Source organism: Stutzerimonas kunmingensis (assembly GCF_014764705.1).
GTDB lineage: Bacteria > Pseudomonadota > Gammaproteobacteria > Pseudomonadales > Pseudomonadaceae > Stutzerimonas.
This window is the reverse complement of the sequence record NZ_JACXXG010000021.1, coordinates 18778-40860: the sequence shown is the minus strand read 5'-3', so window position 1 is coordinate 40860 and position 22083 is coordinate 18778. Positions and strand designations below refer to the sequence as shown.

At 65.4% G+C, this 22083-nt stretch carries 20 protein-coding genes; 17 read left to right on the top strand and 3 right to left on the bottom strand.

Going from position 1 to position 22083, the window contains the following annotated elements; translation table 11 throughout:
* The first annotated feature begins 35 nt into the window (after positions 1 to 35).
* From rloA3 to IEG05_RS15585, 8 genes are all read left to right on the top strand, one after another.
* A complete protein-coding gene (gene rloA3 / locus IEG05_RS15620; protein ID WP_046618849.1) occupies positions 36 to 557 on the top strand; it encodes a retropepsin-like aspartic peptidase RloA3 in 522 nt (173 codons plus the stop codon).
* Positions 558 to 762: 205 nt separating this feature from the next.
* Positions 763 to 1215 (top strand): DUF305 domain-containing protein, encoded by a 453-nt coding sequence (locus tag IEG05_RS15615; protein ID WP_014821095.1) that lies wholly within the window; start codon positions 763 to 765, stop codon positions 1213 to 1215.
* A gap of 314 nt (positions 1216 to 1529) precedes the next feature.
* Positions 1530 to 2690 (top strand): MFS transporter, encoded by a 1161-nt coding sequence (locus IEG05_RS15610; protein WP_336509761.1) that lies wholly within the window; start codon positions 1530 to 1532, stop codon positions 2688 to 2690.
* A 64-nt stretch (positions 2691 to 2754) separates the two neighbouring features.
* A complete protein-coding gene (locus IEG05_RS15605; RefSeq protein WP_046618852.1) occupies positions 2755 to 4743 on the top strand; it encodes a TonB-dependent receptor domain-containing protein in 1989 nt (662 codons plus the stop codon).
* 54 nt (positions 4744 to 4797) lie between these two features.
* Positions 4798 to 5832, top strand: a complete 1035-nt coding sequence (locus IEG05_RS15600; RefSeq protein WP_272872747.1) for a FecCD family ABC transporter permease — start codon at positions 4798 to 4800, stop codon at positions 5830 to 5832.
* A 2-nt stretch (positions 5833 to 5834) separates the two neighbouring features.
* On the top strand, positions 5835 to 6881 hold the full coding sequence (locus IEG05_RS15595; protein WP_046618855.1) for a FecCD family ABC transporter permease: 1047 nt from the start codon (positions 5835 to 5837) through the stop codon (positions 6879 to 6881).
* Positions 6881 to 7714 (top strand): ABC transporter ATP-binding protein, encoded by an 834-nt coding sequence (locus tag IEG05_RS15590; RefSeq protein WP_046618857.1) that lies wholly within the window; start codon positions 6881 to 6883, stop codon positions 7712 to 7714. The genes IEG05_RS15595 and IEG05_RS15590 overlap by 1 nt, the downstream gene beginning before the upstream one ends.
* A complete protein-coding gene (locus tag IEG05_RS15585) occupies positions 7711 to 8655 on the top strand; it encodes an ABC transporter substrate-binding protein (protein WP_046618858.1) in 945 nt (314 codons plus the stop codon). Before IEG05_RS15590 ends, IEG05_RS15585 begins: the two co-directional genes overlap by 4 nt.
* Positions 8656 to 8667: 12 nt before the next feature.
* On the opposite strand, the gene IEG05_RS15580 is transcribed toward IEG05_RS15585, so the two are convergent.
* Together IEG05_RS15580 and IEG05_RS15575 are read right to left on the bottom strand one after the other, a co-directional pair.
* Positions 8668 to 9603 carry a class I SAM-dependent methyltransferase gene (locus tag IEG05_RS15580; protein ID WP_046618859.1) on the bottom strand — a complete coding sequence of 312 codons (936 nt, stop codon included), beginning with the start codon at positions 9601 to 9603 and terminating at the stop codon, positions 8668 to 8670.
* 62 nt (positions 9604 to 9665) lie between these two features.
* Complete coding sequence (locus IEG05_RS15575; RefSeq protein ID WP_046618861.1) at positions 9666 to 10676, bottom strand: zinc-dependent alcohol dehydrogenase family protein; 1011 nt, start codon at positions 10674 to 10676, stop codon at positions 9666 to 9668.
* 239 nt (positions 10677 to 10915) lie between these two features.
* Between IEG05_RS15575 and IEG05_RS15570 the strand changes: the two genes are divergently transcribed.
* The gene (locus tag IEG05_RS15570; RefSeq protein WP_046618862.1) at positions 10916 to 12436 is read left to right on the top strand and encodes a hypothetical protein; all 1521 of its coding nucleotides are present in this window, start codon (positions 10916 to 10918) and stop codon (positions 12434 to 12436) included.
* Between the two features lie 14 nt (positions 12437 to 12450).
* On the opposite strand, the gene IEG05_RS15565 is transcribed toward IEG05_RS15570, so the two are convergent.
* Entirely contained in the window at positions 12451 to 14382 is a 1932-nt protein-coding gene (locus IEG05_RS15565) for a sigma-54-dependent Fis family transcriptional regulator (RefSeq protein WP_046618863.1), read from the bottom strand.
* A gap of 396 nt (positions 14383 to 14778) precedes the next feature.
* On the opposite strand from IEG05_RS15565, the gene IEG05_RS15560 reads away from it, so the two are divergent.
* The 8 genes from IEG05_RS15560 to IEG05_RS15525 all read left to right on the top strand — a co-directional run bounded on the left by IEG05_RS15560 (position 14779) and on the right by IEG05_RS15525 (position 21840).
* Complete coding sequence (locus IEG05_RS15560; protein ID WP_224742851.1) at positions 14779 to 15171, top strand: gluconate 2-dehydrogenase subunit 3 family protein; 393 nt, start codon at positions 14779 to 14781, stop codon at positions 15169 to 15171.
* 162 nt (positions 15172 to 15333) lie between these two features.
* Positions 15334 to 16911, top strand: coding sequence for a GMC family oxidoreductase (locus IEG05_RS15555; RefSeq protein WP_191122352.1), 1578 nt, complete (start codon positions 15334 to 15336; stop codon positions 16909 to 16911).
* 24 nt (positions 16912 to 16935) lie between these two features.
* Positions 16936 to 17925, top strand: coding sequence for a thiamine pyrophosphate-dependent dehydrogenase E1 component subunit alpha (locus IEG05_RS15550; protein ID WP_046618867.1), 990 nt, complete (start codon positions 16936 to 16938; stop codon positions 17923 to 17925).
* Positions 17926 to 18026: 101 nt separating this feature from the next.
* Positions 18027 to 19097, top strand: a complete 1071-nt coding sequence (locus IEG05_RS15545) for a 2,3-butanediol dehydrogenase (protein ID WP_046618890.1) — start codon at positions 18027 to 18029, stop codon at positions 19095 to 19097.
* A 13-nt stretch (positions 19098 to 19110) separates the two neighbouring features.
* Complete coding sequence (locus IEG05_RS15540) at positions 19111 to 20133, top strand: alpha-ketoacid dehydrogenase subunit beta (RefSeq protein ID WP_080950569.1); 1023 nt, start codon at positions 19111 to 19113, stop codon at positions 20131 to 20133.
* A 5-nt stretch (positions 20134 to 20138) separates the two neighbouring features.
* On the top strand, positions 20139 to 20372 hold the full coding sequence (locus IEG05_RS15535; RefSeq protein ID WP_015276290.1) for a lipoyl domain-containing protein: 234 nt from the start codon (positions 20139 to 20141) through the stop codon (positions 20370 to 20372).
* 2 nt (positions 20373 to 20374) lie between these two features.
* Complete coding sequence (locus IEG05_RS15530; RefSeq protein ID WP_046618871.1) at positions 20375 to 21076, top strand: 2-oxo acid dehydrogenase subunit E2; 702 nt, start codon at positions 20375 to 20377, stop codon at positions 21074 to 21076.
* Positions 21073 to 21840 carry a lipoate--protein ligase family protein gene (locus tag IEG05_RS15525; protein ID WP_046618873.1) on the top strand — a complete coding sequence of 256 codons (768 nt, stop codon included), beginning with the start codon at positions 21073 to 21075 and terminating at the stop codon, positions 21838 to 21840. Before IEG05_RS15530 ends, IEG05_RS15525 begins: the two co-directional genes overlap by 4 nt.
* Positions 21841 to 22083 lie beyond the last annotated feature (243 nt).

Genomic DNA, 22083 nt, shown 5'->3' with positions numbered 1-22083 from the left:
TCTATTGAGCGAAGCCACTACCCCCGGAGTTGCCATTGAAATCGTCACGACTGCTGGCTCTGCCCGCCGCGTTGCTACTGTCCCTGCATACCCTCCCTCCCCTTGCCGCCGACGGCACACCGCTCGGCTGGGTGGAGCGTGGCAAGGTGCTTCCCGAGGAAGTCACGGTGAAGTTCAAGCTCGACACTGGCGCGTTGACTTCGTCGATGCATGCCGAAGACATCGAGTATTTCGAGCGGGACGGTGACGAGTGGGTCCGCTTCGATCTGGACCTTGAGGACATCGAACGGGACAAGCTGGTCAAATCGCGCATCGAGCGCAAACTGCATCGCGAACTGACCGTCCGGGGCGCCGGCGGCAAGGAAGATCGTCCGGTCGTGCTGATGAAAGTGTGCATCGGCGAACGCCTCCTCGAGGAGCAGTTCTCGCTCAGGGATCGCGATGAAATGCACTACCCCGTACTGCTCGGCCGCCGCACCCTGGAGAAGCTCGGCCCGGTCGACTCGGCGCGCACGTTCACCATCGAGCCCAGCTGCGAAGAGCTGGCCACTCGCTGAGCCGCGGCGCCTCGAAGGTCGCCACGGCGATTAGGTCCGGCTGCGCATTGCGCTGCGGTCAGCGCGGCGAGGCCATCGCAGTCGGCCAGAGCGCGCCGCTGGCGTGACCGAGGACCGTGAACGGCACCGACCGAGGGCTGTCGAGATGACCGAATGGGCTGGCGATTTGCCGCCCCACCAGTCATCGCGAGAGGAGAGCACGCCTATGCAGCCCTACGTCAAATTCGGCGCAATGATTGCCACCTCGACGCTGGTCATGTTCGGCCTGATGTACCTGAACGTGTTCCAGACCGACCACATCCTGTTCAGCGAAACCCGCGCCTACATGGCGCTGATCATGGGCGCGGCCATGGCGATCGTCATGCTGGCGTTCATGCTGAAGATGTATCCGCGGCGTGGGGTGAACATCGCCATTTTCGCCGGCAGCGCGCTGGTGTTCGTCGTGTCCTTGTGGCTGGTGCGCAGCCAGGCGACGGTGGATCAGGTGTCGTGGATGAAGGCGATGATTCCTCACCATTCCATCGCCATCCTCACCAGTGAGCGAGCGGATATTCAGGACCCGAGGGTGCGCGAGCTGGCGGACAGCATCATCGAGGCGCAACGCCGTGAGATCGACGAGATGAAGGCGCTGATCAAGGATCTCGAGGCACGCGACTGAACCAGGGAAGGTCGTACAGCACGGATCGCTGGCGCCGCCTGCTCAGGCGGCGCAGCCGACCTCCGATATAAGTTCATCTCGGGAGCTTTCGCGCGGTCTTATGGTATCGAAGCCCCGCGCGCCATCTCCGCTATTCCGCCCCATAACGCGCCGCCATCCAATGCAATCTCTCGCACTGCAATCAAACAATAACGATTTGCATTTGAATTCGCGTTTATAGCTGCATAAGATGCACCGCCTCACCCAGCGGCGTTATGTACATGGATGCAGATCGACAAATAAAAACGGCTGTTCAGCTGGCTACACTGATTAGCATGCTATCGATCGGCAGCCTGATGATGATCATGCCGCTCGGCCCGGATTTCGTCCGCGAACTGGACATGCCCGCCGACCGCATAGGGTATCTGGCTGGCGCCGCCACCTTGGCAGCCGCCCTCGGCTCGGCGCTCAGTGCTGCCTGGCTGGACCGCTTCGAGCGCAAGCCGGTGCTGCTCGCCCTGCTCGTCCTGCGCTTCGCCCTGCTCGGCGCCTGCGCAGGTGCCTCCGACGCACACCAGTTGACCTGGCTCTTCGTGCTCAGCGCGTTCATCGCCGGCCCCCTGGGCGCGGTGCTGATGGCGAGCCTGCTCGATCTGATCCCGCCAGCCGAACGGGGCCGGCAGCTCGCCCGTCTAGCGATGGGTTTCTCCCTCGCCGCCATCGTCGTCACGCCTCTGGCGCTGGAACTGGCGCGCTGGCTGGGCTGGCGCGCGCCGATGCTGGGCATTGCCGCGGTTGGCCTGGCGCTCGCGTTTGGCTGCCACATCCTCTTCCCCAATCCGCAACCACACCCACGCCCGCCAGGAGCGCTGCGCCCGCTGTTGCGCTCACCGCTGTGCCTGGGGGCACTGGCGCTTGTCGCATTGCAGATGTTCAGCCACTTCCTGCTGGTGCCGCACTTTTCCGCGTTCTTCCAGTTCAATCTCGGCTTCGCCCGCGAACACATCGGCGTGCTCTACCTGTGCGGTGGGCTGGCCAGCCTGGCCGCCGTGCGTCTGGGCGGCAGCTGGATCGATCGCGGCCACGCCCGCCGGCTGGTCCTGAGCAGCAGCGGCCTGCTGGCACTGATCACGCTGCTCGGCTTCGCCCTGCTGGTTCCACTGCCGCTGTTGCTGGTGTTCAGCCTGTTCATGGCACTCAGCACATTGCGCACCAGCAGCACCACGACGGTCGCCGCGAGCATTCCGGCGCCCCATCAACGCGCCGCGTTCATGGCGCTGCACGGGTCCGTCAGCAACGTTGCCGCCGGCCTCGGCAGCCTGGCCTCCGCCGCCTACCTGGGTACGGCTGCCGATGGCGAGCTGACGGGTTTCGAACACCTCGCAGGTTTCCACGTGGTCCTCACCCTGACCGCAGGCGCAACCCTGCTGTTACTGCTCGCCGCCTTACGTCGCCATGGACACCTGCCAACACCTACAACCACAAGCAGGGCCTGAACCTGCAGCCGCACGCCTGATGAGACTTACATCCCGCATCGATCAAATCGCAATGGAGCCTGCAATGCCTTCTGTAAGAACCATCAGTCGTCCCCGTCACCTGCCGCTCACGCTACTCGGCGCACTCCTTCCGATGCTCGCCATCGCCAGCGAGCCGGTCACGCTGCAGAACGAAGTCATCACCGCCACCCAGACCGCCCACAGCGAACTCAGCGCGCCGGCGAGCGTGTCGGTGGTCACCCGTGACGACCTCGACAAGCTGCCGGCGTACAACCTCGCCGATGCGGTGAAATACCTGCCGGGGGTGTACATCAGCCCGTCTTCGACCTACGGCCGCAAGGAAATCAAACTGCGCGGGATGGATTCGGACTACACCCTGCTGTTGGTCAACGGCCGCCGCATCAACTCGCGAGAAGCCCTGGTATCCAACTACGCCAACGACTTCGACCTGTCCTCGATCCCGATGGCCGCCATCGAGCGCATCGAGGTGATCCGCGGGCCGATGTCCTCGCTGTACGGCGCCGATGCCATCGGTGGCGTGGTCAACGTGATCCTGCGTAAACCGACCGCCGACACCAGGGCCGGCATCGCCTACGGCTACGAGCACCCGACCGAGGGTGATTCCGGTGACAGCCACAAGACCAGCGGCTACATCAGCGGCGCGCTGATCGAGGACAAGCTGCTCGGCAACCTGATCGTCGAGGGCACCGACCAGGCTGCCTGGGGTTCGGACCAGACTACGTCGCCCCTGATCGATGCCGCCGAAAAACGCCAGAACGCCAGCGCCTACGGCAGCCTGAGCTGGCTGCTAGACGAGCGCCAGAGCATCGACCTCGACCTGAGCCATCGTGAGGACGACCGCAAGGGCACCTGGAGCAACTCGGGCTTCGCCTTTCCGACCAACGTTCAGGAGATGGAACGCAGCGCCTTCGGCCTGACCCACAACGGCAGCTGGGACGGCTTCAACTCGCGAGTCCGCTACTACTACGAAGACGTCGATCTTATGGACGACTCCGAGGTCATGACCGACCTGCGCGGCGGCCGCTTCAGCAACGTCAACCAGACCAACCATACGGTCGACGGCCAGGTGACCGCGTTCCTCGGCAACCACCTGCTGACCCTGGGCAGCGAACTGCGCCGCACCGAACTCAGCCACAGCAACAACCTTGGTTCGGAGATAGAGATTGATCAGCAGGCGCTCTACCTGCAGGACGAGTTCTCCCTGGGACAGCTGGATATCACCCTCGGCGCCCGCTGGGATGATCACGAAAGCTACGGCAGCGAATTCAGCCCGCGCGCCTACGGCGTGTACAACATGAGCGACAGCTGGGTGATCAAGGGCGGCGTGGGCAAGTCGTTCAAGGCGCCGAGCATTGCCCAATCCGATCCCACCTACGTGGAAATCGCCTGCCGTGGCTACTGCGTGACGGTCGGCAACGAGGATCTCAAGCCGGAAACCGCCACCAGCTACGAGCTCGGCACCTTCTACCAGAATGACCGCCTGCAGGCCGGCATCATGTTCTTCCAGACCGACATCGAAGACATGATCAGCACCGAAACGACGCGGCTGATTCGGGTGAACGGCCAGATCGTCGCCGCCGACCCGGTGCTGACCACCTACAACCAGCCCCATGTGCGGATCAAGGGTTACGAGCTGCAGGGCAACTACCTGCTGAGCGACCGCATCGGCCTGCGCGCGAACTACACCTACTCCGACGCCAGGGATCGCGACACCGACGAGCCGATCCGCAACTCGCCGCAGCATATCGCCAACCTGGGAGCCGACTGGCAGGCGCTGCCAAAGCTCGGCCTGAACCTGGATTACCAGTACACCGGCAGCCAATACCTGTACGACGTGGCGCGCTCCGGGGCGTTCGAGACCGGTGCCTTCCACACCCTGAGCCTCGGTGCCCGCTACCAGGCCACCAAGCAGCTGACACTCAACGGCGGGCTCAACAACCTGACCAACGAGAAGCGCGACGAGGTGGCTCAGGCCGTCGACAACATCCTCATGGGTCGCACGCTTTTCGTCGGTTTCGCCTACGACATCTGACGCCCCGCCCGGCGGCGCGAGCCGCCGGGTTCACCTGGAGACGCGAAGTGAACCATGCCGACTGATCAGAGGATGCTCAAGTCGCAGAAGGCCACGCTGATTGCCGGCAGTGGCCTTCTGCTCGTGCTGCTGACGCTGTCCCTGGCCACTGGTGCCGGCGTGTATGGTGCCGACGCCGTGTTCGGCTATCTGCTCGGCCAGCCCGACTATCTGGCCGACGACAAGCTGGCCATGGTCGTCGATACCCTGCGGCTGCCGCGCACCCTCGCCGCGCTGGTGGTGGGCGCCAGCCTCGCAATCGCCGCCTCGCTGCTGCAGAGCGCGACACGCAATCCGCTGGCCGAACCCGGCCTGCTCGGTGTCAATGCCGGCGCGGTGCTCGGGCTGGTGATCGGCCTGATCTATTTCGGCGTCGAGTCGACCCGTGGCTACCTGCTCTGGTCCGGCGCCGGCGCCCTGCTGGGCAATCTGCTGGTGCTGGGCGTCGGCCTGATGCTGGGTCAGGCCAGCCCGCTGAAGCTGATTCTTGCCGGGGTGGCGCTTGGCGCGATCTTCGGCGGTCTGGCGAATTTCCTGCTGCTCTCCACGCAGGTGGCGTTGGAGCAGTTCCGCTTTTGGAACCTCGGCTCGCTGTCGGCCTCCAGCCTCGATGCGGTCGAGACGGTCAGCCCGCTGGCCGTGCTCGGACTAGTGCTGGCGACGCTGCTCTGCCGTCAGCTGACCCTGATGCAGATGGGCGATAGCCAGGCCCGCGCGCTGGGCATCCATACCGGTTGGGTGCGCCTCGGCGTGCTGGCGGCATCCAACCTGCTCACCGCCTGCGCCATCTCGCTGGCCGGGCCGATCGGCTTTCTCGGTTTTCTCGCCGCCTATTGCGCGCGCCGCATCGAGCCGGTGGCACTGCTGCGGCAACTGCTGTTTTCCACGCTGTTCGGCATGCTCTTCCTGCTCGCCGCCGACGTGCTCTCGCGCTGGCTGCTACAGCCGTACGAACTGCCCGTCGGCACCCTGCTGGCCGCGCTCGGCGCGCCGGCGCTGATCGCCATCGTGTTGCGCGGCGGCTTTCGTTCCCTGTTGACGGTGAGGTAGCCATGACCTCCATCCCCACACCTTCCGGCGTCTGGACGCTGCGCCTCGCAGGCATCAGCCTGCTGCTGCATCGGCGTAGTTGGTTGATGTTCACCCTGCTCGTGCTGGTGCTGCTGGGCTTGACCGTCCTGGCGACCAGCCTCGGCAGCGGCCATCTCGGCGTGCGCGACGTCATCGCCACCCTCACCGGAAATGGCAGCAGGCTGCAGGAAATCATGCTCTTCAAGATTCGCCTGCCGCGGGTCGCCGCCGCGATCATCGCCGGGCTGGCCATGGGCATGGCCGGCTGCCTGATCCAGACCCTGGTACGCAACCGCCTGGCGACACCGGACATGATCGGTGTGAACGAGGGCGCCTCGCTGGCTGTGGTCGTCTTCGCCCTCTACCTGACCCTCGGCAACTGGCCATGGTGGGCGTCGCCACTCGGAGCCGCGCTGGCGGCCGCCGCATTGTTCGCCCTGTGCCGACGCCCCGGCGAGCAGGGCTACCTGTTCATCGTCATCGGCATTGCGCTGTCGGAACTGCTCGGCGCCCTCGGCGACTTCGCCATGTCGACGCAACCCCTCGCTCACTTGGGCAGCATCTACCTGTGGACCATGGGCCACTTCGCCGGTGTCAGCTATCAGACGGTCAAGCCCGTCGCACTGCTGCTGTTGCTGCTCTGCCCGCTGATGGCGCTGGTCAATCGGCCGCTGGCGCTGCTGCGCTTCGGCGACGCCACGGCGCAGAACCTCGGGGTGAAGGTGCCGCTGGTCCAGCTCGGCGTGCTCGCCCTGGCAATCGTGGTGGCCGCGCTGGGTACGGCGATCGGCGGGCCGGTGGTGTTCATCGCCATGGCCGCACCGATCCTCGCCTCCTGGCTGGCCCGCGACAACCTCGCCCCGCTGTGGCTATCGGCGCTGTGCGGCGCGGTATTGCTGCTCGGCAGCGACACCCTGGTGCGGGTGCTCGCCCAGCCCGAGGAAATCCCCACCGGCATCATGACGCGGCTGCTCGGGGGCATCCTGCTGCTCGGCCTGCTGCTCAAGGACAGACGAGGAGCTGACTGATGACTGCCCTGCGCGCGGAAAACCTGCACTTCGCCTATCAGGACAAGGTCGTGCTCGACGGCGTCTCCTTCAGCCTGCCCAGAGGCAAGCTGATCGGAATCGTCGGCCCCAATAGCAGCGGCAAATCCACGCTGCTCAAGCTGCTCGCCCGCCAGCTGCCGCTGCAACGCGGCACCGTGGAGATCCACGGCAAGCCGCTGCTGGGCTACTCGCTCAAGGCGCTGGCGCGAGAGCTGGCCTTTCTGCCGCAACGGCCGATGCTAGCCGAAGGCATCCGCGTGGAACAGCTGGTGCAGTACGGCCGCCATCCGCATCAAGGCTGGTTCAACCAGTGGAGCGCGGAAGACGCCCGCCAGGTTGCACGCGCCCGCGCGGTGATGCAGCTCGATGCGATCTGGCAACGCAGCGCCGCCTCGCTCTCGGGTGGCCAGGCGCAACGGGCCTGGCTCGGCATGATCCTGGCGCAGAACACCGACCTGATCCTGCTCGACGAACCCACCAGCGCGCTGGACATCGGCCACCAGGCCGAGGTGATGGAAGCCGTGCGCCAGATTGCCGCGGCCGGGCGCACGGTGCTGATCGTGATCCATGACCTCGGCGTGGCCGCCCGTTACTGCGATGAGCTGATCGCCCTGGCCGACGGCCGGGTGCAGGCCATCGGCCCGGCGCGGCAGGTGATGACCAAGGCCCTGGTCGACCGCCTTTACGACACCGACGTCGACATCCTTCCGGCCCCCGGCGACGGCGCGCCGGTGATCGTGCCGCGCCGCCGTACCCGTGCCCTCCAGCAACCCACTCTCCGAGAACACCCCGAAACGGAAGGTATGCAATGACCCTCAAGACCCCACGTCACCTGGCCGCCGCCCTGCTGGCCAGCCTGCTCGCCCTGCCCGCCCTGGCCGATACGCGCCAGGTGAGCGATGCCATGGGCAACACCGTCAACGTGCCGGAAACGCCGAAGCGGGTGATCACCCTCAGCGAAATCGATCTGGATACCGCACTCGCCCTTGGCGTCATCCCGGTCGGGAGCATCAATGGCCGCGGCCAGGCTGCACCGCCGCGCTACCTCGAAGGCAAGCTGCCGGCGGACGTCCCGGTGGTCGGCGATCTGGACAATCCGAATCTGGAAACCCTGCTCGAACTGGAGCCCGATCTGATCCTCACCGGCCCGGTAAAGCCGGAGCAGCTGGCGATCCTCAACGAGATCGCACCGACCGTGATCACCTACAGTTGGGGTCGCCCCTGGCAGGAAACCATGCAGCGCACCGCGCAGATCCTGAACAAGAACGCCGAAGCCAACGCCGTGCTGGACCGCTACCGCGCCCGGGTCGAACAGGCGCGCGAGCGGCTGAGCACGCATCAGGGCGAAACCCTCAGCATCGTGCGCTGGAATCCCAAGGGCCCCTCGTACATGTTCAAGGACGCCTTCGCCAGCACGGTCATCGAAGACATCGGCCTCACCCGCCCAGCCCATCAGCAGGACCCCGGTCACACCCACTCGATGGCACTGAGTCTGGAGTCACTGGAACTGCTGGATGCCGACTGGCTGGTGATCGGCACCCTGGCTACCAGCGGCGAGGCGGTCGAGGCCATGCGTCAGGCCGAACAGACCCCGGCGTTCGGCCAGCTCTCGGCGCTGCAGAGCAAACGCTTCGGCGCTGTCGACGGCTCGCTGTGGACGTCCGTCGGCGGTCCGCTGGCGGCACTGCAGGTGATCGAGGACGCCGAGCGCTTGCTCGGCAAGGCCGATGCAGAGCCGGTCACAAGGGACTGACTCGACCCAGCGTCATGCCGAAAACAGCAGTGCCTTGAGCCCGCTCTCAGGGCTGATGTCAGGAAACTCCGGCGGGTTCTCCAGGCGCTGCTCGAAGCGCAGCTGCGGCGCCTCGGCAGCCATGCCCTGGATCAGGAAGTCCGTGCCGATATCCGGGTCATTCACGCAGGCCAGCACCTGGCCGCCGCCGTTCAGCAACTCCGGCAGCTTGCGCAGGATCTTCTGGTAATCGCGGGTCAGGGCGAAGCTGCCCTTCTGGAAGGAAGGCGGGTCGATGATGATCAGGTCGTACGACCCGAGCTTGCGCACCTTGCCCCAGGATTTGAACAGCTCGTGGCCGAGAAAGCTCACCCTGCTGAGATCGTGGCCATTCAGCCGATGGTTCTCCCGCCCTCGGGTCAGCGCCGCGCTGGCCATGTCCAGATTGACCACGTGTTCGGCGCCACCGGCGATCGCCGCGACGGAAAAGCCGCAGGTGTAGGCGAACAGGTTGAGCACCCGTTTGCCCTGCGCGTGTTCCTGCACCCAATGGCGGCCGTAGCGCATATCGAGGAACAGGCCGTTGTTCTGCTTGCGCCCGAGATCGAGCTTGTAGCGCAGACCGTTCTCGCTGATCAGCCACTCGGCGGGCACATCGCCCAGCAACGCTTCGGTCGGCGCGTCCGGCAGATAGCGATGCTGCAGCAGCAAGCGCTGTGCCTGGCTCTGCTTCCAGGCCGGGGTCTCAGTCAGCGCCATGAGCATCTGCTCTAGCGCCTCCCGCTCCGCCTCGCCCGGATCACGGAACAGCGCCACCAGCACCAAGCCCTGCAGCCAGTCGACGGTTAGCTGTTCGAGCCCCGGATAGCAGCGGCCGCGACCATGGAACAGTCGTCGCGTCTCGCCGGGCACGTTGGCCAACGCGTCGAGCAGGTGATTTTGCAGGGTGGCGAGGGGTTCGGGTGTCATGGGCGGGCATCGTCGGCAGCGTGGCCGCGCATTCTAAACGCAGCCGCCGCCGACGCCAGGCTTCAGATATCCAGGCAGATCTTGCCGAAGTGCTGGTTGGTTTCCTGGTAGCGGAACGCCTCGACGATATCGTCCACGGCGAAGTGCTTGTCGATCACCGGGCGGATGCCGTTGGCATCGATGGCGCGGATCATCTCTTGCTGCTGCGCGCGGCTGCCCACCAGCACACCCTGCAGACGCAACTGGCGCACAAGGGCCGGTACCAGCGGCAGCTCGCCGGCAACGCCAGTGAGGATGCCGATCACCGAGATATGCCCACCGATGCGCGCCGCCACCATCGACTGCTCCAGCGTCGCCGGCCCACCGACTTCGATCACATGGTCGACGCCGCGGCCGTCGGTCATCTTGCGCACCGTCTCGCCCCAGGCCGGCGTGCTGCGGTAGTTGATCAGGTGATCGGCGCCCATCTCGCGCAGGCGCTCCAGCTTGGCATCGCTGGACGAGGTGGCGATGACCGTGGCGCCGGCCATCTTGGCGAACTGCAGGGCAAAGATGGAAACGCCGCCGGTGCCCTGGATCAGCACGCTGTCGCCGGGTTTCAGCTTGCCGTCGGCCATCAGCGCACGCCAGGCAGTGAGGCCGGCGGTGGTCAGCGTAGACGCCTCGGCATGACTGTAGCCCTTGGGCGCATGGGTGAACGAGGTGGCGCGGGCGGTGACCATTTCCCGTGCATAACCATCGACGCCATCGCCCGGCACCGTGGCGAAACCCTCGATCAGCGGCTCACCGGCCAGCCAGTCGGGGAAGAAGGTGCTGACCACCGCATCGCCAACGGCGAATTCAGTCACGCCCGAACCCACCGCCACCACTTCACCGGCACCATCGGCCATGGGAATGCGTGGCTCGCTGGGGCCCCACATGCCGCTGACCACCGCGAAATCGTGGTAGTTGAGCGAGTTGGCGCGCAGGCGCACGGTGATCTCGCCGGCCTCCGGCCTGGGGGCCTCGCTGGTGCCGACGATGACCCGGTCATAACCGCCGCCGGGCTGTACGAATATGGCTTTGTGGCTCATTGGAATTCTCCTCTGGTAACGGGATGACGTGCATGGGAACGGCCGGCAGCGGCATCGTTCGACCTGCCGAAGCCTGCTGCGCATCGCTGCTCGAATGCGCGACAGCATAGCCAATCCGCCATCGACATGGCGGTCGCGAACTTACCTCCTTCGCCATCGTCGAAAGCGCGTTCGCCAATTGTCCACGGCTCGCCCGCAGGCAGCCGCACGAAACTGCCCAGCGCATCCGGAACAACTTCATGCCCCATCGCCCTGATCAACCGACGATCCTGCACAGCACCCTCGCCGCCGCACTCCTGCTCGCCCTGGCCACGCCCAGTCTGGCGGCCGAAACAGAGGGGCAGCTGGCCGCCCGCGACGCCGAGAACAAGCGCCTGACCGCCGAGCTCCTGGCCAAGCCGAACGAGCTGACCCAGCCGCTGGAAAGCAAGTACAACCACATCATCACCTACGGCCAGTCGCTCGCCTCCGCCGCCGAGGGCTGGCCGGCGCTGTCCGTCGCGCCACGCTACGACAACCTGATGCTCGGCCAGTCACCACGCTCGGCAGCCTTCAGCGGCGCGTCGTTCAAGCCAGTGGGCGAAGCAGCCTTCACCCCGCTGCGTGCCGTGGTGCAGCAGAAGAGCAACGCGGCCGTGGTGCTCGATGCAGAGAAGGTCGGCAAGCTCGCGCCGCAGGCGCAGGAGGAAGGCGAATCGGTGGAAGTCGGCGCGCTGAATATGGCACGTCGGCTCTATCTGCATCACCTCGGCCGCGACACCGATCCGGAACACCTGTTCGTCGCCAGCAACGCCTCGACCTCGGGTCGCTCCATTGCCCAGCTCTCGAAAAGCGGCGGCACCAACGAATACCTGCGCGTGACCCAGGCGGTCGATCAGGCCAAAGCGCTGGCCGATGCGCAACAGGCCAGTTACAGCATCAGCGCGTTCTTCTGGTTGCAGGGCGAGTACGACTATTCCCACACCAACGGCGGCAAGAACGATCAGGCGTACTACAAGGCCAAACTGCGCCAGCTGCGCGACGACCTCTACGCCGACGCCGCCAAGGCCATCGCCGGGCAGGAAAAGATGCCGGCCTTCTTCAGCTACCAGACCGACGCCAAATCCTCGGTCAAGGACGGTTCGCTCGCGGTCGGCATGGCGCAATGGGAACTGGCCCGGGAAGAACCCGGCTGGTATCTGGTCGGCCCGGTCTATCCCTACACCGACAAGGGCGTGCACCTGTCGGCGAACGGCTATCGCTGGTTCGGCCAGATGCTCGGCAAGGTCTACCATCGCGTCGTCATCGAGCGTAAGGGCTGGACCCCGCTCGCACCGCGCCAGGCCACGGCGGACGGCCGCGACGTGCTGATCGACTACCACGTGCCGCACCCGCCATTGGCGTTCGACCAGCCGTACCTCGGCCACCAGGCCCGCGACGTGAAGAACAAGGGTTTCGTACTGCGTGACGACAACGGCGAAGTGCCCGTCGAAGCCGTCGACATCGCCGCCGACACCGTCGTGCGCCTGCGCGCCGGTCGCGATCTCAGCGGTCAGCCACGCATCAGCTACGCCAGCCACCAGGTCGGCGGCGCTGGTCAGCTGCGCGACAGCGACCCGATGCGCGCCGACGCCACCTACGAATACCTGCCCGACCTCATGCCTGCCGAAGCCAACATCAAGGCACTGGTGCACCAGCCCTACCCACTGCACAACTGGAGCATCGCCTTCGATATCGCCGCTGAAAAAGCCTCGCCGGCGGAACAGCCGGTCAGCGAGTAGAGCCCTGGCGCCGGTCATACCGGCGCTTCGATACCCAGCACGCGCATGCGCCGGTACACCGTCGGGCGCGACACGCCTAGTTCCCTCGCGACGGCGCTGACGTTCCAGCGATGCCGGCGCAGCTGGTCGCGCAGTGCCGACGCCGACTCGGGTTCGGACGGGGCCGACGACTGACGACAGCGCGCCAGAATCGGTGGCAGGCACTCGTCCGGCAGATCCTGCACGGTAATCTCGTCACCCTCACAGGTCGCCAGTGCGTACTGCAATACGTTGCGCAGCTCGCGGATGTTGCCCGGCCAGGGATAAGCCAGCAGCGCACTCATGGCATCGCCACGCAGGTGCGGATTGCCCGGCCGGCCCTCGGCGAGTTCGGCGAACACCCGCTCGATGAGAAAGCCCTTGTCGGCGCGCTCGCGCAGCGGAGGCAGCTTCAGCGACGCGCCGTTCAGGCGGTAGAACAGGTCCTCGCGAAACGCCCCGCTCTCTACCATCTGCCGCAGGTCGCGGTGGCTGGCGGCCACCACGCGGATATCCACCTTCACCGGTTTCTCGGCACCCAGCGGCATCACTTCCTGCTCGGCCAGCACCCGTAACAGCCGGGTCTGCAAGTGCAGCGGCATGTCGCCGATTTCATCGAGGAACAGCGTGCCGCCGTCGGCCTGCTGGATCAGCCCGCGCATGCCCTTGCCCCGGGCACCGGTAAAGGTGCCCGGGGCATAACCGAACAGTTCGCTTTCGATCAGCGATTCGGGCATCGCGCCGCAGTTGATCGCCACGAAAGGTTTGCTGCGCCGGCAACCGCTTTCGTGCAGCGCCTTGGCCAAGCGTTCCTTGCCGGTGCCGGTCTCGCCATTGAGCAGTACGTTCAGCGGCTCGCTGCATAGACGCTTGGCGCGGGCCAGCATCTTGCGCATCACCGGGTCATCGTCGGCCAGGGCATCGAGCGCGGCATGCCCACCGGGCGCGCTGCGTTCGGCCGGCTCCGGTGCACGGCGACGCGGCTCCATCAAGGCGGCGAAGAACAGCTGGTGGCGATGGGTGCGAAAGGCGCGAACCTGGTCATGGCTGGCGTAGGGAATGCTCAGCACATCGCTCAGTTCGCAATCGAACAGTTGGTCGATCCGCGCCTGCGCCAGGGAGCCAAAGGGCCCCGGCACCATCAACCCGTGCTCGGCCAGCAGACCGCGGGCGGCGGTGTTGCCGGCGAGCAACTCGCCATCGTCACCCAGCGCCAGCAGATAGCGACGGTTGATCAGGACGAACTCGCGGGAACCGTCGAAACAGAGGATCGGCCGCTCGCGATAGACGCGCATGAAGTAGGCATCCTCAATCATCCGCGCGTACTGCTTGACCAGCTGCAGGGCGAAGGTCTGGGAATCCTTGGTCGGTGGTGAATGCAGCGCCGAAATATCCAGCACGGCCAGCAGCTGGCCGTGCGGGTTGAACATGGGCACCGCGGTGCAGGTGAGGTTGGTATGCCAGACGCTGAAATGATCCTGCTGGTGACAGGTGAGCGCCTGCTGCTCCTTGATGCAGGTGCCGACTGCGCAGGTGCCGGTATGGTCTTCGCCCCAGTCCGAACCGAGGAACAGGCCGGTCTTGCGATGCGCCTTTTCGTCTGCCGGGTCGCCGAGAAACTGCACTGCGATACCGCGGTTGTCGGTCAGCAGGATCACGTAACCCAGCTCGGCGATCTGCCGGTAGAGCTGCTCGACGCCGGCGCGGGCGACATTGATCAGCTCGTCGGCCTGATCCTGATGTTCGCGCAGCACCTGCCGCGGGACGAATCGGGCTTCGGCAGGTCGCGCCGGATCCAGGCCGTAGTCGTGCACACAGCGGTGCCAGGAGCGCGCGATGATCGGATCACGATCACCGGGCAGGTGCGGCGCATTGGCCAGCGATAGCACCGCGTCGATATGGCTGACCGGACCGGATAGCAGATTCATGCCTCCTCCTCGAAGTGCTCGCGCCAGACCGAGCGCAGGCGACTCCAGTGAAACGCTTTATTGTTTTGCAATAAACGAAGGATAAACCATTGACCCGGACAGACCAGCCTGAACTTTAGAAGCACTTTGTCTATTCATATTGTTTGTCGCCGTACTGTAAAACGCTTTACAGCGCTTTACAGGTGTAACGCCTAAATCGCTTTACACATTAAATAAACAAGCACCGCAAAGTTACCAAAAAACCATATTTATCAATCGCTTACCAAAATCATAGACCCTTACTAAAAGTTGGCATGACAACTGCTCCTACTGTTTTGCGGAAAAAACTCTTCGCATAACAAGATCGCCAGCATTCCGAGCACCACGGAACTGCCGGTAATAATCAGGAGCTATGTCATGCACGATTCAGCTCGCCCGCACGGCACGCTAAACCGGCGACGTTTTCTTTCCATTTCCGGCCAGTCCTTGCTGGCATTCAGCCTGTCGCAACTGATTCCGGTGAACCTGCTCGCCGAGGAACGCCTGCCAGACCTGCCCGATGGCCTGCTGCGCATGGGCCGCGATGTATTTCCCCACGAGTTCATCAGCGACCACCACTACGTGCAGCCCCTGCTCGGTCTGGTGGACGAGCAGCCGGCCCTGGTCGCTCGCGGCCTGGACGTACTGCAGCAGCAGGCGCAGCAAGCCCATGGCTCGCCATTCGAACAGCTCGACGAAGCAGAGCGCGTGGCCCTGCTGACCAAGATCGAAAACACCCCCTTCTTCAAGACGCCGTGCGCAGCAGCCTGATGTTCGGCCTGTACGACAACAAGGCGCTGTTCCCGCTGTTCGGCTACGAGGGTTCGTCCTGGGAATACGGCGGCTACGTCAACCGCGGGTTCAACGATCTGAACTGGCTCTGACCACCCCGTGCACACGGGATAACAACAAGAACAAGACGAGGAATACCCCATGGCAACTTTTGCCCAGGATGACGATGGCGTCGTGGTGATCATCGGCTCCGGTGCCGGCGGCGGGACGCTCGCCAACGCGCTGGCCAAACAGAAGATTCGCAGCGTGGTGCTGGAAGCCGGCAAGCGCCACACGCTGGAGGACATCGAGAACGACGAGTGGGCGATGTTCAAGAAGATCTCCTGGCTCGACAAACGCCAGGCCGCCGGTGGCTGGCACCTGACCGAAAACAATCCGACCCTGCCCGCCTGGATCGTCAAGGGCGTCGGCGGCAGCACCGTGCACTGGGCCGGCATCGCCCTGCGCTTTCGTGACTTCGAATTCAACATGCAGAGCATCAACGGCGACATCGCCGGCGCCAACCTGCTCGACTGGCCGGTGACGCTGGAGGAAATGGCGCCCTGGTACGAGAAAGCCGAAAAGCACATGGGCGTGACCGGGCCGAGCACCGGCATGGCCTATCACCCCTGGCACAACTCCTTCAAGGTGCTGGCCACCGGCGCCAAGCGGGTCGGCTACAAGGAGATCCTCTCCGGGCCGATCGCGATCAACACCGAGCCCTACGACGAGCGCGCCGCCTGCCAGCAGCTCGGCTTCTGCATGCAGGGCTGCAAGATGGGGGCGAAGTGGTCGACGCTCTACACCGACATCCCCCGCGCCGAAGCCAGCGGCTACTGCGAAGTGCGGCCGCAATCGATGGTGCTGCGCATCGAGCATGACGCCAAGGGCCGCGCCAATGCCGTGGTCTACGCCGATGCCAGCGGCACCATCCAGCGGCAGAAGGCCCGGGTGGTCTGCATGGCCGGCAACTCCATCGAGTCGCCGCGGCTGTTGCTCAACTCCGCCTCGGCAATGTTCCCCGACGGGCTGGCCAACTCCTCCGGCCAGGTCGGACGCAACTACATGACCCACACCACCGCCGGCATCTTCGCGGTGATGCCCAAGCCGGTGAACATGCACCGCGGCACCACCTGCGCGGGGGTCATCTCCGACGAGTCCTACAACGACCCGTCGCGCGGTTTCGTCGGCGGTTACCGGCTGGAAATCCTCGCCCTCGGCCTGCCCTTCCTCTCCGCCTTCCTTGACCCGACACCCAAGGGCTGGGGCAAGCAGTTCACGTCGCGGATGGAGAAGTACAACCACATGTCCGGGGTCTGGCTGTGCGGCGAAGACCTGCCGCTGGAGAACAATCGCATCACCCTGCATGACAGCGAAAAGGACCAGTACGGTCTGCCGATTCCGGTGGTGACCAAGAGCGATCACCCGATGGATGCGGCCATGCGCAAGCACGGCGTCGCCGCCACCGCGAAGTGCTACGAGGCCGCCGGTGCCACCGACATCATCGAGCTGCCGCCCTACCCGGCCAGCCACAACATGGGCACCAACCGCATGAGCGCCAAGGCCCGCGACGGCGTGGTGAACGAGTGGGGCCAGAGCCATGACATCCCCAACCTGTTCGTCTCCGATGGCAGCCAGTTCACCACCAGCGGCGGCCAGAACCCCACCCTCACCATCGTCGCGCTGGCCCTGCGCCAGGCCGAGCAGATCGGCCGTCTGCTCAACGAACGCGCGATCTGACCATTACCCCAAGGGAGTCCACCCATGACCCAGCCAAACAACTCGCAGCGCCTGTGGATGTATGAGCAGATGCTGACCAGCCGCTACATGGAGGAATCCATCGAGCGCATCTACATGGAAGGCAAGACGCCGGTGTTCAACATGGCCAAGGGGCCAATCCCCGGCGAGATGCACCTTTCCAACGGCCAGGAGCCTTGCGCCGTGGGCGTCTGCGCCCACCTCGAGCCTGCGGACATCGTCACCGCCACCCACCGCCCGCACCACATCGCCGTGGCCAAGGGCGTCGACCTCAACGAGATGATGGCCGAGATCTTCGGCAAGGCCACCGGCCTCTCCGGTGGGCGCGGCGGGCACATGCACCTGTTCGATGGCCGGGTGAATTTCTCCTGCTCGGGGATCATCGCCGAAGGCATGGGCCCGGCGGTCGGCGCGGCGCTGTCGCGGCAGATGCAGGGCAAGCCCGGCGTGGCTGTGTCCTTCATCGGCGAGGGCGCGGCCAACCAGGGCGCCTTCCACGAAACGCTGAACCTCGCGGCGCTGTGGAAGCTGCCAGTGGTGTTCGTCATCGAGGACAACGCCTGGGGCATCTCGGTGGCCAAGGCCAGCGCCACCTGCATCGCGCAGCACCACGTGCGCGCCGCGGCCTACGGCATGCCCGGTGTGTTCGTCGAGAACAACGACCCGGACGGCGTGTTCCGCGCCGCCGGTGAGGCCATCGAGCGCGCCCGTGCCGGTGGCGGCCCAACCCTGATCGAAATCGAGACCTATCGCCTGGCCGGCCACTTCATGGGCGACGGCGAAACCTACCGCCCCGAGGGCGAGAAGGACGGCCTGATGAAGAAGGACCCGATCCCCGGTTACCGCCAACGCCTGATCGACGAAGGCGTGATGAGCGAAGCGCAGGCCGAAGACATCGCCGCACGCGCCCGCGGACGCATCGACGAGGCCGTGCAGTTCGCCCGCGAAAGCCCGTACCCGCGGCCGGAAGAGGCGCTGGAGCAGGTCTTCGTGTAGCGCAGGTCAGCCCCCCCGAAGACCGCAGAAGCGAGCCCGCTCGCGAAACGCGGACACCAGCAGAACAACAAGAGGAACGCCCGATGAACAGCCAAGCCACCATGACCGCCGCCGTCTGGCACGGCCGCAAGGACATCCGCCTGGAACAGGTCCCGCTGCCCGGCGCGCCGCAACCGGGCTGGGTGCAGATCCGCGTGCACTGGTGCGGCATCTACGGCTCCGATCTGCACGAATACCTCGCCGGCCCGGTGTTCATCCCGGTGGATGCGCCGCACCCGCTCACCGGCATCAAGGGCCAGTGCATCCTCGGCCACGAGTTCTGCGGCGAGATCGTCGCCACCGGTGAAGGCGTCGAAGGCTACGCGCCGGGCGACAAGGTCGCCGCCGATGCCTGCCAGCATTGCGGGCAGTGTCGTTTCTGCAAGACCGGCCAGTACAACCTCTGCGAGCAACTGGCCTTCACCGGGTTGATGAACAACGGCGCCTTCGCCGAATTCGTCAACGTGCCGGCCGAGTTGCTCTACCGCCTGCCCGAGGGCTTTCCGCTGGAAGCCGGCGCGCTGATCGAACCGCTGGCGGTCGGCATGCACGCGGTGAAAAAGGCCGGCAGCCTGCTCGGCGAAACCGTGGTGGTGATCGGTGCCGGCACCATCGGCCTGTGCACCATCATGTGCGCCAAGGCTGCGGGCGCAGGCCAGGTGATCGCCCTGGAGATGTCCGCCGCACGCAAGGCCAAGGCGCTGGAAGTCGGTGCCAATCGGGTCATCGACCCCAGCGAGTGCGACGCCATCGCCGAAATCAAGGCGCTCACCGGCGGCTACGGTGCCGGCGTCTCCTTCGAGTGCATCGGCCACAAGGCCACCGCCAAGCTCGCCATCGACGTGATCCGCAAGGCTGGTCGCTGCGTGATGGTCGGCATCTTCGAGGAACCCTCGGAATTCAACTTCTTCGAGATCGTCGCCACTGAAAAACAGGTGATCGGCTCGCTCGCCTATGCCGGCGAATTCGCCGATGTCATCGCCCTGATCGACGACGGGCGCATCGACGTCACGCCGCTGATCACCGGCCGCATCGGGCTGGACAACATCCTCGAGCAGGGCTTCGAGGAGCTGGCCAACCACAAGGACCGCAACGTCAAGATCATCGTCAGCCCCGCCGCACTGGCCGGCTGAGCAGGAGAACCCCATGACCACAGCAGTAAAGGAAAGAAAGCTCACTGTCGCCCGCGCCATGGCCGAAGCCGTGGCCCAGGAGATGCGCCTGGATCCGAAGGTGTTCGTGATGGGCGAGGACATCGGCCAGCTCGGCGGCGTGTTCGGCAACACCCGTGGGCTGTATGACGAGTTCGGCAAGACCCGCATCCGCGACACGCCGATCTCCGAAACCGCCTTTATCGGCGCCGCAGTGGGCGCCGCCTCGGACGGCATGCGGCCGATCGTCGAGCTGATGTTCGTCGACTTCTTCGGTGTCTGCATGGACGCCATCTACAACCTGATGGCCAAGAACACCTACTTCTCCGGCGGCAAGGTGCCGGTGCCCATGGTGCTGATGGCCTCCACTGGCGCCGGCTACTCCGACGCCGCCCAGCACTCGCAGTGCCTCTACGGCACCTTCGCCCACCTGCCGGGCATGAAGGTGGTGGTACCGAGCAACGCCTACGACGCCAAGGGCCTGATGACGGCGGCCATCCGCGATGACAACCCGGTGGTGTACCTCTTCCACAAGTCACTGCAGGGCATGGGCTGGCTGGGCACCGAGAAAGGCGCCACGGTGCCGGTGCCGGAAGAGCCCTACATCGTCGAGATCGGCAAGGCCAAGACCGTGCGCGAGGGCCGCGACGTCAGTCTGGTCAGCCTCGGCGCCGGCGTTCACCACGCCCTGCGCGCCGCCGCGCAGCTGGAAAAGGACGGCGTCAGCGCCGAGGTCATCGACCTGCGCAGCCTGGTGCCGCTGGACCGCGAGCACGTCATCGCTTCGGTACGCAAAACCGGCCGGCTGATCGTGATCGACGAGGACTATCACAGCTTCGGCGTCAGCGGCGAAATCATCGCCAGCGTCGTCGAGCACGACATCGGCATGCTCAAGGCGCGCCCGCAGCGGGTGGCCTTCCCCGACATCCCCATCCCCTTCACCCCGGTCATGGAGCAGTGGGCCCTGCCCAACGCGGACAAGATCGTGGCCGCCTACCACGCCATGCATAAGGAATGACGTTTATGAGTACCCCCATCGTGATTGCAGACGACCTCTGGGAAGGCGACGCCGAAGCGGTGATCACCTCCTGGCTGGTCAGCGACGGCGCCGAAGTGGCCGCCGGAGACCTGGTCGCCGAGGTCATGTCGGAAAAGGCCCAGTTCGAGATCGAAGCCCCGGTTGCCGGCGTGCTGAAGATCATCGAGGAAGAAGACGCGGTGATCGCCAAGGGTGCGGTCATCGGCCAGGTGGAATAGCCATGACTCGACTGGAAATCCTGCCCGAGCGCGCGCCCGAACGGGTGCCGCTCAAGGGCATGCGCAAGATGATCGCGGCGAAGATGCACGAAAGTCTGCAGACCACCGCGCAGCTGACTCACCACAGCGAATGCCGGCTGGATGCGCTGAAAACCCGTCGTGCCGAGCTGAAAGCCGAGGGCAGCGCGGTGTCCGTGCAGGACCTGTTGCTGCTCAAGGTGGTCGAGACGCTCAAGGCACATCCCGGCATCAATGCCACGCTGGAAGACGAGGTGATCCACCAGCACGCGGCGGTGCATCTGGGCCTTGCCATCCCGCTGCCGGGCGATCTGCTGGTCGCCCCGGCGCTGTTCAACGCCGAACAGCTGGACGGCGAAAGTTTGTGCCTGGCGCGCAAGGCGCTGGTGGACAAGGCCCTGGCCGGCAAGCTGTCGGTCAAGGAGCTGACCGGCGCCACCTTCACCGTCTCCAACCTGGGGCTGTCGCGGGTGCACCACTTCACCCCGATCCTCAATCCGCCGCAGGTGGCCATCCTCGGGGTCGGCGGCATTCAGCGGCGGCTGGAACTCGGGCCGAGCGGCGAACTGGTGGAAGTCGAGTGGATGGGCCTGTCGCTGACCTTCGACCATCGCGCTGTCAACGGCTCGCCCGCGGCGGAGTTTCTCGATGATCTCTGCCGGCGTATCGAGGAGTACGCGGCATGAACGGCATCGCCCGGTTCAGCGTGGGCGCCGGCCTGAATGCCGAGCGGGCCTTGTTGCAACGCGTCTGCGACGGGTTGTTCGACTGCCAGTTGCTGCTCTGGCGCCCCACCGGCCAGGCGCTGGTGATGCCCGGCAGCTTCGAGCGCCGGCCCGGTTTCGCCCTGGCCAGCCAACGCTGCGCGGCGCAGGGCTGGCCGATCCTGCTGCGCGACACCGGCGGCGAACCGGTGCCGCAGTCATCGGCCGTGCTCAACATCGCCCTAGCCTGCGCGCTGCCAGACGGCGACGAGGTCGGCCGGCGCATCGACATCGCCTACGAACGGCTGCTCGAACCCCTCGCACTGTGGCTGGCGGAGAACGGCCTCAAGGCCGGTGTGGGCGCGGTGCCGGGTGCATTCTGCGACGGCCGCTTCAACCTCACGCTGGAGGGCCGCAAGCTGGCCGGCACCGCCCAACGCTGGCGGCGCAGCCGCGATGGACGCCCCGTGGTGCTGGCTCACGCCGCGCTGCTGATCGAAGACTGGCGCGAGCCCATGGCTGACGTGGTGAACCGCTTCTACCACGCCTGCGCCAGCGACCTGCGCTGCCAGGCCGCGAGCCATCTGGCGCTCGCCGAGCGACTGGCCAATGCCTGGGCAACCGCCACATCCCTGCCCGAGTGCTACCAGCGCGTCCTCGCCTGGCAGGGCCTGGAACTCGGTGCCCGCGCCAGCACTTATCCGCCCGAAGGCCTCGCCGCCGGACGGCACTCCCCCTTGCTTTGAATAAAAACAACACGGCAGGCCATCCGGGCCGGCCATGCATCGGAGGAAACACCATGAGCCATCCCACCCCTTACCCGCTCCAACGCAGCAACACCCTGTTAGGACGATGTACTGCGACTCTCTGCGGAGCGTTACCGCAGCGACGCTACCGTCATTATCGCTGGCAACCCAAACGCAACCAAACCGGATTTCTAGTTATAGAAGTTTAAATAACCAATCCAAAAGCAGTGATATACGCACACC